The 12,552-nt window shown below is 62.9% G+C and carries 11 protein-coding genes; 4 read left to right on the forward strand and 7 right to left on the reverse strand.

The annotated features are described in order from the left end of the window. Nucleotides 1–43: 43 nt before the first annotated feature. The 7 genes from ACFQU1_RS12650 to ACFQU1_RS12680 form a co-directional block, all read right to left on the reverse strand. Entirely contained in the window at nucleotides 44–1,771 is a 1,728-nt protein-coding gene (locus ACFQU1_RS12650; RefSeq protein WP_378132989.1) for a gamma-glutamyltransferase family protein, read from the reverse strand. A gap of 122 nt (nucleotides 1,772–1,893) precedes the next feature. After that, nucleotides 1,894–2,391: a GAF domain-containing protein gene (locus ACFQU1_RS12655; RefSeq protein ID WP_378132991.1), complete on the reverse strand. Its 498-nt coding sequence runs from the start codon at nucleotides 2,389–2,391 to the stop codon at nucleotides 1,894–1,896. 22 nt (nucleotides 2,392–2,413) lie between these two features. Further along, the gene (locus ACFQU1_RS12660) at nucleotides 2,414–3,346 is read right to left on the reverse strand and encodes a branched-chain amino acid ABC transporter permease (protein WP_378132993.1); all 933 of its coding nucleotides are present in this window, start codon (nucleotides 3,344–3,346) and stop codon (nucleotides 2,414–2,416) included. A gap of 27 nt (nucleotides 3,347–3,373) precedes the next feature. Next, a complete protein-coding gene (locus tag ACFQU1_RS12665; protein WP_378132995.1) occupies nucleotides 3,374–4,249 on the reverse strand; it encodes a branched-chain amino acid ABC transporter permease in 876 nt (291 codons plus the stop codon). A gap of 91 nt (nucleotides 4,250–4,340) precedes the next feature. Then, a complete protein-coding gene (locus tag ACFQU1_RS12670) occupies nucleotides 4,341–5,048 on the reverse strand; it encodes an ABC transporter ATP-binding protein (RefSeq protein ID WP_378132997.1) in 708 nt (235 codons plus the stop codon). Beyond that, nucleotides 5,045–5,806, reverse strand: a complete 762-nt coding sequence (locus ACFQU1_RS12675) for an ABC transporter ATP-binding protein (protein ID WP_378133000.1) — start codon at nucleotides 5,804–5,806, stop codon at nucleotides 5,045–5,047. Before ACFQU1_RS12675 ends, ACFQU1_RS12670 begins: the two co-directional genes overlap by 4 nt. 105 nt (nucleotides 5,807–5,911) lie before the next feature. Next, entirely contained in the window at nucleotides 5,912–7,057 is a 1,146-nt protein-coding gene (locus ACFQU1_RS12680; RefSeq protein ID WP_378133002.1) for an ABC transporter substrate-binding protein, read from the reverse strand. 590 nt (nucleotides 7,058–7,647) lie between these two features. On the opposite strand from ACFQU1_RS12680, the gene ACFQU1_RS12685 reads away from it, so the two are divergent. The 4 genes from ACFQU1_RS12685 (at nucleotide 7,648) to ACFQU1_RS12700 (ending at nucleotide 12,478) form a co-directional block, all read left to right on the forward strand. Next, nucleotides 7,648–8,877 carry an amidohydrolase family protein gene (locus ACFQU1_RS12685; RefSeq protein WP_378133004.1) on the forward strand — a complete coding sequence of 410 codons (1,230 nt, stop codon included), beginning with the start codon at nucleotides 7,648–7,650 and terminating at the stop codon, nucleotides 8,875–8,877. A gap of 199 nt (nucleotides 8,878–9,076) precedes the next feature. Beyond that, nucleotides 9,077–10,039 (forward strand): dihydrodipicolinate synthase family protein, encoded by a 963-nt coding sequence (locus ACFQU1_RS12690; protein ID WP_378133006.1) that lies wholly within the window; start codon nucleotides 9,077–9,079, stop codon nucleotides 10,037–10,039. Between the two features lie 556 nt (nucleotides 10,040–10,595). Continuing rightward, nucleotides 10,596–11,345 carry an ABC transporter permease gene (locus ACFQU1_RS12695; protein ID WP_378133008.1) on the forward strand — a complete coding sequence of 250 codons (750 nt, stop codon included), beginning with the start codon at nucleotides 10,596–10,598 and terminating at the stop codon, nucleotides 11,343–11,345. After that, complete coding sequence (locus tag ACFQU1_RS12700) at nucleotides 11,345–12,478, forward strand: ABC transporter ATP-binding protein (RefSeq protein ID WP_378133010.1); 1,134 nt, start codon at nucleotides 11,345–11,347, stop codon at nucleotides 12,476–12,478. Before ACFQU1_RS12695 ends, ACFQU1_RS12700 begins: the two co-directional genes overlap by 1 nt. Nucleotides 12,479–12,552 lie beyond the last annotated feature (74 nt).

Genomic DNA, 12,552 nt, shown 5'->3' on the forward strand with positions numbered 1-12,552 from the left:
TCTGGTCTTGCCGTCCTCTGGTCTTGTTATGACGGGTGGAAGCTCACCATCCGGCCACGCCGGTGTTGCGCCGCGGATCGGCGGCGGCGATCTTCAGGCCTGACGGCGCGTGATGGAGAACGGCACAGACCGCGCCGCTCTGGGCCGTGAAGGCGGGCCAGGGGCGAGCGTCGTGGCCGAGATCGCGTAGCGCCGCGATCGTTCCGTCTTCCACCCGATCCTCGATCATGAGTCGGCCGGGCAGCATCTGATGCGGCTCGAAACTGTTGGGAAAGCTGTAGGTCGCGAAGCGCGGTGCTTCGACCGCCGCAACCAGATCCATATCGAACACGGCGATATTCAGGAGGACCTGCAGCATGGACTGGGTCTGCACGTCCCCGCCGGGCGTGCCGAAGGGCATGACGATCTCGCCGTCGAAGATCGCCATCGCCGGGTTTGGCGTCAACCGCGGGCGCTTGCCGGGCTGAACTTCGCTCGGATGACCGGCGACCGTGAAGCCCTGCGAGCCGCGGGAGGAGGGGCATAGCCCGGTTCCTGGAATGAGCGGCGTATCGCAGGAGGTATCGCTTGGCGTTGCCGAAAAGGCATTGCCCCAGCGGTCGACGACGGCGACATAGGACGTATCGGGGCAGGCCGGCGGCGCATCCTGCCCCGTCGGGAACGGCCCATCGACGCCCCGCGCCAAGTCCGACGGCGGCATGCCGGGAAAGACGCTTGCCGCATCGATGCGGCGCCTTTGCCGGGCGCCGTAGTCGCCCGACAGCATCTGAGCGAGAGGCACGGCGACGACGTCCGGATCGCCATAGGTCGCCTCGCGATCGGCGAAGGCAATCTTCATCGCTTCCGCCAGAAAATGAATATAGGCGGGTGAGTTATGCCCGAGTGCCGCTACATCGTCATGGCCGATGATTGTCAGTATTTGGGCGAGCACAGGCCCCTGGCACCACGGACCGCAGGTGAAGATCTCCGCGTTGCGCCACGATGTCTTGACAGGTGCCGACAGGCGAACGTCATAGCTTGCCAGATCGTCCCGCGTCATCCAGCCACCGGCGGATGCATGGTGGGCGGCAATCGTCTGAGCGATGTCGCCGCGATAAAACGCATCCTTTGCCGCTTTCAGGCCAGCGATGCGCCCCTCGCCGGCGCTCGCCCGCTCCTCAGCGGCCATATGGGCGAGGGTCGCACCGAGCTCTGCCTGCACGAAGCGGTGTCCGAGCGCAGGCGGAGCGCCATGGGGCAGGTAAAGCGCTGCATTATCGGGAAAGAGCGCATAATCGGCGGCATGCGCGGTGATGTAGTCGGCCATCGTCGGATGAACCGGGAAGCCCTCGGTGGCAAGCCGGATGGCGCTTGCCGCTACGTCCGAGAAGCTCATGGTTCCAAAGCGGGCGAGGGCCGTGAGCCAGGCGGCCGGCGCAGCCGGTGTGACCGTGCGCAACAGACCGGGCGGTATTGCGCCGCCATGCTCCTGCCTGAAGTATGCCGACGATGCGGCGGCGGGCCAGACGCCCAGTCCGTCGATCGTGACGATATCGCCGGTTGCGCCGGAGCGGATCATCATGGGCGCCACGCCGGCGACATTCACGATGTCGCTTTGCACGACGCCGAGAACGAGGCCGGCCGCGACCCCGGCATCGACCGCATTGCCGCCCGCCTCGAGGACAAGGAGAGCGGCGGTCGCCGCGGCAGAATGGCCGGCGGAGACCATATGGCGATCGCCGGCCACGAGGCGCCCGTGGCTTTGATCTGAACGGCGCTGGGCGATCTTCATCGATGAAACTCCAGAAGAGGCGAGGTTGGACATGCGGCACGGGGTGCGCATAGACAGCCGACGGAAGTCCAGATCCTTGCGAAGTCTATCTTCATCCCCCTGGGACACCAACACGAACGATTTCACGAGCGGGCGAGCACGAGCGGCAGAACGAGCCCGGCGAGAATCCTTGCGACCGGAAAATCGGCTTCGGTGAAACGCCCGGCGTCATGAGAAATATTCAGCGTTCCGATGCACCGGCCGCCGAATACGATCGGAACATTGATCATGCCCGTAATACCGAGACTGGCGATGAGCTCGTGATCCGAAAAAGCCCACTTGATGTCGTCCGGGTCCTTGGCGATATAGAACTCGCCACGGTCGAGCACGCGTTCGCCCCAGGGCGTCCCCTTCTTTTGCTTGCGTCCACCGACAGGATAGGCCTGCGTGTTGCTTGAATAGAGCCGCTCGACTTCCACGGTCTCTGGGCGGAAGACGAGCACGGTGAGCAGCTTATGGCCAAGCACGCGCTGCGCGAGCTCGTCGATCGCGCGATAGGCCTCGTCCGGCGAGGGACCGGCGATGCACGCCAAGACATGTGAAACATCGGCGAGGGTAATGGCCTCTTTTGCTTGCGACATGACGGTGACCTTTCAAGGGAGATCATGTGGAGGCGCGCGCGAGCGCCGCGGGCTTGGGAAGCAGGAGGTGGGACTGGGCTTCGGGGATGAGACCGCGCGCCCGGAAGCGCAGGATAACGAGGAGCGAGCCGCTGATGATCAGTTCGCGAAGCGCCGCCCCCTGCACCGGCGAGATATAGGGGATCAGTGGCACGATGAAGCGCGTGCTTTCGAGGAAGAAGACGACCACGACGGCGCCGATGATGGCGCCCTTACTGTTGCCGACGCCGCCTGCCAGCAAGGCAAGCTTGATGTAGAGCGTGAGCAAGGGGACGAAAATATCGGGGGCAATATAGGACGTATAATGCGCATAGAGCGCGCCGGCGACGCCCAGCGCCAGGCTGCCGAGCGCGAAAGCCTGCACCTTATAGGCAAGTACGTATTTGCCCGCGACCGCCGCCACCTGTTCGTCGTCGCGGATCGCTCTGAGCACCCGCCCGAAGGGCGAGTAGCTCAGGCGCTCCACCAGGAAAAAGGCGATGGTGACGACCGCCGCTACCAAGACCAGATAGAAAGTGTTGAATTCGATGGGGGTCAGCGCCGCCCGAAACGGTCCGGGAATGCCGGAGATTCCGTCGCTCCCGTTCGTCAGCCAGGTCTCGTTATTGGCCAATACGCGGATCGTCTCGGCGAAACCGAGCGTCACGATGGCGAGATAGTCGCCGCGCAGCCGCGCCGTGGCGAGCGACACGACGACCCCGACGAGGGCGGCGAGCACGCCGCCTGCCGCGATGCCGACGATGATCGGAAAGCCGAGTTTCACCGTGAGGATCGCCGAAGCATAGGCGCCGACGGCGAAGAAGCCGACGAGGCCCAGGTTGATGAGCCCGGCCATGCCCCATATCACGTTGAGGCCGAGCGCCATGAGCGCGTAGATGCCGGCCGAGACCCCCATGGCGATGATGTAGTTTTCCATCGGCAGCCTTCCTCGCGACGTGGCGTTCTAATAGGCCCGCTGGCCGAGAATGCCGCGTGGCCGCAGCACGAGGACCAGCAGGATGGCCAGAAAGCCGATCGCACTGCGGTAGTTGGGCGTAAGAACGAGCAGGCAGAGTTCCTCGCCGATGCCGATGACGAGAGCCCCGACGACCGCACCGGGGATACTGCCGAGGCCACCGACCACGGCGGCGGCAAAGATGGACAACATCGAACGGAAGCCGGTGAGGGGATCGATGGTGGTGTCGAGCCCGATGAGCATGCCGCCGAGCCCGGCAAGCCCCATCCCGGCGAAGGAGACGATCCGTCCCACGGTCTCGGCATTGATACCCTTGATATCGGCGAGCATCGGGTTGTCGGCGACGGCGCGCATGGCCTTGCCCATCCGCGTGAAAGCAAAGAAGAGGAAGACCAGGAGCATGATGACGACCGAGATTGCGAGGTTTTCGACTTGCTGCGGCCCGATACGCAGGCCCGCGACCTGCCAGTCGCGGCTGATCGGCAGATCGTAGCCACGCAACTCGTTCGCGAAGACGAACCGGACCACGTTTTCAAGTGCCACCGTCAAGGCGATCGAGCCAATGGCGGTCGTGATGGCGCCCATCGCGCGAAAGGGCTTCAACACGGCCTCATCAGTCGCGACGCCGAGGAGCCCAGCGACCAGAAAGGCCGCGGCGAGCGAGGGGATGAGCGGCAGTCCGAAGGTGACATTGGCCACATAGCCAGCGAAGGCTCCGGCTGTCGCATGCGACGCCAGCGCAAAATTGGGAAATCGCAAGACGGCGAACATCGCCGTCAGGCCCATCGCCGGAACGGCGAGGATGGTGCCGGCCATGATGCCGTTGATGACGAGTTGCAGAACTTCCGAGACGATCGGCGGCATTGCAAGTGTCATCTCAAAGGGGGAAAGAGGTTAAGCACCGATTCCATTCGGATTTCCATGGCTCTGCTTATTGCTTTCCAGGTAGACGTCGCTACCCACCGAGAAAAACCCGCCTGATTTCGCTATCGGCGGCTATGTCGCTCGCGACGTCGCTGCGGTGATTGCGCCCGTCCACCAGGATATAGGCGCGGTCCGAAATCGCGAGCGCATCGCTGGCGTTCTGCTCGACGAGCGCGATTGCTACGCCGTCGCCGTTGATGATGCGGATGTGCTCGAAGAGCCCGGCCGCGGCGAGGGGCGACAAGCCTGCCGAAGGTTCATCGAGCAGCAGCACCTTGGGCTCGACCATCAAAGCCATGCCCATCGCGAGGATTTGTCGCTCGCCGCCGGACAGCGTCCGGGCGGCCTGTCGGCGCTTGCGGCCGAGCACCTGAAAGCGTTGCATGATGCGGTCCATGCGCTTGGCCGCGTGGTCGCGATCGACATAGCCGCCCATCTCCAGATTCTCGGCAACGGTCATGCTCGGGAACACATTGTGCTCCTGCGGCACATAGGCGAGGCCGAGCCGCGCGATCTCACGCGGCGGCCGGCCGTTGATCGCCTCGCCATTCAACCGGATGCTGCCGCGCGAGGGCTTGATGAGGCCGGCGATTGCCTTGAGCAATGTGGACTTGCCGGCACCGTTCGGCCCGATGATACAGGCGATCTCATTCGCGGCGAGCGAGAAATCAACCCGCTTCAGGATCTCGTCGGCCGCGGAATAGCCAGCGACGATGCCCTCGACCGCGAGCACACTCATGAGCGCCGCCCCATATAGGCCTGCTGCACCTCGAGGTTATTGGCGACCTCGTCGAAAGAGCCCTCCATCAGCCGCTGGCCTTCGGCCATGACGATGACATGGTCGCAGAGCCGCGCGATGAGATCCATCTGATGTTCGATCAGAAGCAGGGTGATGCCGCTTGCGACGATCGCTCGCAACCGCTCGCCGATCTCGCGGACGAGAGTGGGATTCACGCCTGCCGCCGGTTCGTCGAGCAGAATGAGCTTCGGTTCGCTCATCAAGGCCCGTCCGATTTCAAGAAGCTTCTTCTGGCCGCCTGAGAGATCCGATGCCTTGTTGTTGAGGACGCGCGTCAGGTTGAGCATCGCGGCGATCTCGAACGCCCGTGCCATGATCTGCCGCTCGCGCGCGAGCGCGCTCCTCGAGCGTGTCAGCGCCGCCATCACATGTTCGCCCGGCTGATCGGGCCCATAAAGCAAAAGATTTTCGAGCACGGTCAGACGCGGGAAACCGCGGGCGATCTGGAACGTCTTCACCAAGCCGCGACCCGTCACCTGGTCCGGACGCATGTGAGTAATCTCGCTGCCGTCGAAGCGAATGCTGCCGCCGTCAGCGGGAATCAATCCGGAAATACAGTTGAACAGCGTGGTTTTGCCGGCGCCGTTCGGCCCGATCAAGCCTGTGAGCTTGCCGGCCTCGACGTCAATGTCCACGCCGTTCAGGGCGTGAACGCCATAGAAGCTGCGCGTTACTCCGCGAACTTCCAGCAAAGACATCTCACCTCACCGTCAGTAGGCGGCTCTGGCTCGGAGAGCACCGGGGCCACGGCCATGTGCAAGCCAGAGGATCGCAGAGCCGCAGACCATGGCCGGGCAGGGCCCTCATGCGACCTTCAGGAACTTGAACTGCCCCTTATCCACGATCTGATAGCGGAACTTGCAATCGATGATATCGCCGATATCAGTGAAATCGCAGGGACCGCTCGCGCCTTCGTAATTGATGGGGCCGCCGGCCGCCAGCGCCCTCAGCCCGTCCACGGCGCTATACACTTTCTGGCCATCGCCTTGCGAGATCTTGCGCATGGAGTCTCTGATACTGGTGCCGGTCGCCTGTTTGCCGTGAGCGATAGCGAGCGAAACGAGACTGATCCAATCGGTTGCCTGCGTCTCGTAGGAATCAGGTTCGTTGCTCTTCAGGCGCTTGGCCGCCAAATCATAGGCCGGCGAACCAATATCGGAGGATGGTGCCACCGTGTACACGCCCTCCGTCACCTCCTTGGGAAGCGCTTCAAGAACTTTATTCGTTACCGAATAGGACTGGGCGAAGCGCGGCCCGTCGAAGCCTGCCCGGTAGAGATCACGTAGGATCACCGTCACGTCGGGTGCATAGCCGTTGATATAGATGATATCCGGCTTGGTGCGCAGCGCCTGATCGACTTCCGACCGGTAAGTGGTCTTGTCCTTCTCATAGATGAGATTGCCGCTCATGACGCTGCCACCCTTCTGCACCACTTCGGCGAGCTTGGTTTGCGTCGGTACTGCAAAGGGGGACTGAATTGACATGATGAAAACGCGCTTTGCCCCGAGGCCGAGGATGAATTCGGCATGTTTGGCGGCTTGGAGCGCATTGTTCGGCTGGGTGCGGATGAGATAGCCCTGATGCGGGAGCTTGGTGATGGTATCCGCACCGGAAACGGTCGTGAGAAAGGTTTTGCTCTCCCAGCAGACGGGAGCGACTGCGGTGGTGACGGCAGAGGCCCAGGTTCCCATGATGACCGGGACACGATCGACATCGATCAATTTGCGTGCCGCCCGTACCGCCGCTTCGGGATTGGTCTGGTCGTCTTCGACGACGAGTTCGATACGTCGGTCGAGCAAACCGCCGGCGGCGTTGATCTCGTCGGCAACCGCCTGCATCGCTTTCAGCATGCGCGGGCCGTCGAAGCCGCCTGCGCCGGTGAGCGGCGTGAGGATGCCTAGGCGCAGCGGTTCCGATTGGGCACGCAGGACTGAAGGCAAACCCAGCATGCCCGCAGCGCCGGAGAGCACCTTTAGGGCCGACCGTCGAGAGAATGCTCGCGAAGAGATTGTCATCTTTGATCCCCTTGGCTTGTTGGCGCCAATGATTTGGACTTTGCGAACCTGGCCGGCGTTTTGGGGCGCATCATCAGCTCCTGCAGCTCTACAAGAACTGCCGGGCTTTCACTTGCCTCATGTCACGAGAGCTTTCTTGCGCGCTTCCTTGAATCGCGAAAGGAGCCATCCCGGGACTATAGCTCGTCGTGGCAGCAATAGGCGGCTGCGGCCCTGCGAGCCCGCTCCATGAATGTCATCTGCTCTACCCCTCTAGCCGCTTTACTAGCGCCTTTCATTTTATACAATCTGCATTTGGCTGGGGATGCAAGCCGTCATATGCATTTTTTTGTGGTCCGATGCTCAAGCTTGTGCCGCGGCGCTGCAGCACCGTCCCGATACCTCGAGGCGCCAGCTGAAATAGGCAGTCGTCGGCGCATGCCCCATGTTCAGCTGCCACTAAAACTGGCGGCCGCGCTGGTTGACAGCTGTGCATATTGTATATTCAATCCAAAAGGCAGCTCGCCAGAATGAAGGATTCCCGCATGGCCTCTTACCTTTTCACCGGCGGTCGGGTTCTGGAGCGAAACGCGGAAGGTCTGCTCGACGGTGTGGACGTCCTGATCGAGGACAACCGCATCAAGGAGGTGTCGGACACCCCTATCAAGAGCACCACGGCGGAGCGCATCGATCTCAAGGGCAAAACCTTGATGCCGGGGCTGATCGATGCCCATGTCCATGTCGTCGCCTCCATGGTCGATCTCAGCCAGAACGCAGCGCTTCCGTCCTCGCTCGCGGCTCTGCGTGCCGCCCGCATCATGAACGGCATGCTGATGCGTGGCTTCACGACGGTGCGCGACGTGGCCGGCGCGGACCTCGGCTTGAAGCGCGCCGTGGAGGAGGGCCTCATCGAGGGTCCGCGGCTCGTCATCTGCGGCAAGGCGCTCGGCCAGACGGGCGGGCACACGGATTTCCGCGGCCGCTCCGACGATCGCGGCGCCTTCGAGGGCCGTCTCGGCGCACTGGGGCGTATCTGCGACGGCGTATCCAGTGTACGCCGCGCGGCGCGTGAAGAAATAAAGGCCGGCGCCGAATTCATCAAGATCATGGCCAATGGCGGCGTAGCCTCGCCCAATGATCCGATTCACGCGCTCGGGTATTCGCGGGACGAAATCAAGGCGATCGTCGAAGAGGCGGCGAATGCCGGTACCTATGTATCCGCTCATCTTTATACCGACGAGGCCATTCGTCGCGCGGTCGAGTGCGGCGTGCATTCGCTCGAACATTGCAATCTCATCAAGCAGGAAACGGCGGGGCTCGCAGTGGAAGCGGGTGCTGTCGCCTGTCCGACGCTCGTCGCCTATGAGGGGCTCGCCCTCGAGGGCGCCGCATTCGGGCTCGGCCCCGAGTCCATCGCCAAGATCGAGACGGTGCGTCGCGGCGGCATGGAATCGCTCGACATCATGCGCAAGGCCGGCCTGCCGATGGCTTTTGGCACCGATCTTCTCGGCCAATTGCACAAATTTCAATCCATGGAGTTCGAGATCCGCGCGAGGGTCCTGCCGATCAGTGAGATCCTCGTCTCCGCCACCCGCATTTCAGCGCAGCTCTGCCGCATGGACGGCGAGATCGGCGTCATCACCGCAGGCGCTTTCGCCGATCTGCTCGTCGTCGATGGCGACCCGACCAAGGATCTGCGCGTTCTGCAGGACGAGGGCCGTCATCTCGCTGCCATCATCAAGGATGGCCGCTTCTACAAGAACGCACTGATGTGAGCGGCCGATCGCTGGACATGGCATGTCGCGTCCTGCAAGTGCCTGCAGGATCGGGCAGTGATGCTGCGAGAGTCTGTCCGCGGGGAGGGGCACCATGAGCAATATTGCCGAAGTACCTCATCGTGCACTGAGCGCGTGACGGCGTGAACCCCTCACGTTGTCGTCGGCAGATTGTCTGGAAGGATTCTGGAGTTAGATGATGAAGAAACAAGATTTTCGCGGTGTTCTTCCAGCGATGACGACCAAGATGACGGCCGATCAGCAGGTCGATTTGGCCGGAGTGCGACAAGACATATCTTTCCTGATCGACGGCGGTGTCGACGGCGTCATCGTCTGCGGCTCGCTAGGCGAGGCGAGCACGCTGACCGCTGACGAAAAGCTCACCATTCTCAAGGCGGCGATCGCCGAGGCAGGCGGGCGCGTGCCGATCATGCTCACCATCGCCGAGGATTCGACGGCCGCCGGCTGCGCCTTGGCGGCCGCGGCGCAGAAGGCAGGCGCCGAGGGTCTCATGGTGCTTCCGGCGATGCGCTATCTATCGGATCCGCGCGAAACAGAGACACATTTCCGGACGGTCGCGAGGGCGAGCGATCTGCCCATCATCGTCTACAACAATCCCGTCGCCTACGGGGTCGATGTCACGCCGGAGATGTTCGCCGGCATGGCGGATGAACCGAAATTTGCCGCCATTAAGGAATCATCGGCGGACCTCAGGCGCGTTACCGATATTCTGAACCTGGTCGGCGACCGCTACCAGATCCTCACGGGGGTCGATGACCTCGCGCTCGAAAGCCTGATCCTCGGCTGCACCGGCTGGATTGCCGGCCTCGTCGTCGCTTTCCCCCATGAGACGGTCGCCATCTACAGGCTCGTGCAGCAGGGCCGGATCGAGGAAGCGCGTGCCATCTACCGTTGGTTCATGCCGCTGCTCCACCTCGACATCGGACCAAAATTCGTTCAGCGGATCAAATTGGTGGAGGCGATCGTGCGTGGCACCTCGTCCATGGTGCGGGCGCCGCGCCTGCTGCTCGAGGCGGAAGACGAAGCCCGCATCCGGCAACTCGTTGGCGGGGCTCTCGAGACGCGGCCCGATCTGTCGAAGCTTGATTCCCTCGGCCCGTCGCCGGCAGAGACGGGCATGCGCGTGGGGGTAGGGGCGTAAATAATCATTTGCGGGGCTTGGCCGGTGCGGGCCAAGCGGCCCGACGGACAATAGACTCGCACCATATGGACCGGCTTTGCGGGCAAAGAACAGAGATCGTCTAAAAGACGCCGATGATCCGAAAGGATCGCTACCACATCTGTATGGGAACGTGATGCGGGATTTCGCCGTCCGGTGTTCGTGAGTGAACGACTTTGCTGCGGTTGGCGTCTTTGCCTGACTTATGAGCGAGACAAGCCATGGGTGTTCCTTTCGTGAACGCAGAAGAAAGCGCCGGACGCAGGGCTGCCCTATGCGGGCGCTGGCCGGACCGAAAAGGCTGCGACGTGAGCAGCGCCTGGCGCGAGAACGGGCTTGTCCGTGGATATAATATAAAGTAGCCTCGTATTATGAGCGATATTGTCCGACATTCGTTCTGCGCAAAGCATCGAGCTGCGTGATGTCTGTATCGGCGCCCGCAACAGAACCTCTTGCCGGCGCATCATCCGCGCGCATAGGCGAGATCGCCGATCGGACGGCGCGGTTCGGGGCAAATGTTCTAAGCCTGATTGGAGCAGTGGCCATCTTCTTGCCGCTACTGCTCACATTCTACTTGAGTGTTTTCGACGAGACGCTGATCGCCTTTCCACCGCGCGGCTATACCTTGAGCTGGTACGGCCAGATCCTGGACAAATTCGGCGAGCCGATCTGGACGAGTTTCAAGGTCGCCATCACCGCCGTCGCCTTGGGCTTGTGTATCGGCGTACCGGCGGGCATCGGCCTGTCGCGTTATCGTTTTCCCGGGCGCGATGCCCTGAATACGCTTCTTCTTGCGCCGCTCACGATCCCGGGTGTCGCCCTCGGCCTCGGGCTTTACGTACTGGCGATCGCGATCGAAATCGCGAGTGGCGCGCCGCTCAGCGGATCTCTCGGTCTTCTCGTGGGCGGGCATGTATTGATCACTTTGCCATGGGTCGTGCGCCTGTGCCTTGCCGGGCTCGTCAACCACGACCGCGCGACGGAGGAGGCTGCCGCAAGTCTCGGTGCCTCACCCCTGCGCGTCATTTGGCGCGTGACGCTGCCGGCCATGCGTCCCGGCATCGCCGCCGGCGCGCTCTTTGCCTTCGTGGTTTCCTTCGAAAACCTGGATATGACGATTTTCTTGGTGAGCCCCGGAATGAATACATTGCCCAATGCCGTGCTCCAGTATCTCACCTATCATATCGATCCGCTCGTCGCGGCCGTGGCGGTCGTGCAAATGGTGATTATCGGCGGGCTGCTCCTGGTGCTGGACCGCTTCGTGCGTCTCGTGGAAGTGGTGCGATAATGACCGCGCTCAGCCTGCGCGGCGTCAGCAAGCGCTTCGGATCCGCGATTGCGGTGGAATCCGTGACGCTCGATGTCGCTCCTGGCGAAATGGTGGTGCTGCTCGGCCCCTCCGGATGCGGCAAGACCACGACGCTGCGCATGATTGCCGGCTTCGTGGATGTCTCGGGGGGCGACCTTCTGCTCGATGGCGTGAGCATTCGCGGCTTGCCGGCGCATCGCCGCGGCATCGGCATCGTATTCCAGAGCTATGCGCTCTTTCCGCATCTGACGGTGGCGCGAAATGTCGCCTTCGGCTTGGAGATGCACGGCGTAGCGCGTGCGGAACGCGAGGCGCGGGTCATGGAGATGCTGCGTCTCGTGAAGCTCGAGGCGCTCGCCGGGCGGCTGCCCCGCCAGTTGTCTGGTGGCCAGCAGCAGCGTGTTGCCGTCGCCCGTGCTCTTGCCATCCGGCCGCGGCTGCTACTGCTCGACGAACCGCTTTCCAACCTCGATGCGGCCTTGCGCCAGGAGGTCGGGCGCGATCTGCGCATCCTGCAGCGCGAGAACGGCCTCACCACGATCATGGTCACCCACGATCAGCGGGAGGCGATGGCCATGGCGGATCGTCTGGTCGTCATGCGCGAGGGCCGGGTCGAGCAGATCGGCACCCAGGAAGATCTCTACGAACGACCGACGACACCCTTCGTGGCAAGCTTCATCGGGCGCAGCAATATCTTTCCCGGGACCTTGAGCGGTGGCGAGGTGCTCGACGTGCCGGGCAGTCGGATTGCGCTTGCTTGCCGCTATCGGCTGAGCGGCGGCGCTATTCTAGCGGTGCGCCCGGAACAGATTACGATTGCCCCGCCCGGCACGCGTGCCGACGAGCGTGCCGTGGGGCATGTGGAACTCTCGACCTATCTCGGTGCCGAATTGGAGCACGTCGTCCACCTCGGCTCGGATTTGCGCGTCGTCATCAGTAATTCCTGCTTCGGCCCGGCCGGAGTGCGTCGCTTTGAGCCCGGGGAATCCGTCGCGCTGTGCTGGTCGGCCGCAAGCGAGCGCCTGTTCGACGACGCAGACCGCGCGATCCCGCCCGTCGGCTCCGACATGGCCAATCGGACGGCTTTTCCACGGGTGGCGAGCGATGCGTAAGCGGCACCTAGCTTTGCCTGTGTCGAGGCGCCGGACCAGGCGTCCTCCGGCGGTTCCAATGCGTCCTCCGGCGA

The organism is Chelatococcus sp. GCM10030263 (assembly GCF_042666455.1).
Lineage (GTDB): Bacteria > Pseudomonadota > Alphaproteobacteria > Rhizobiales > Beijerinckiaceae > Chelatococcus.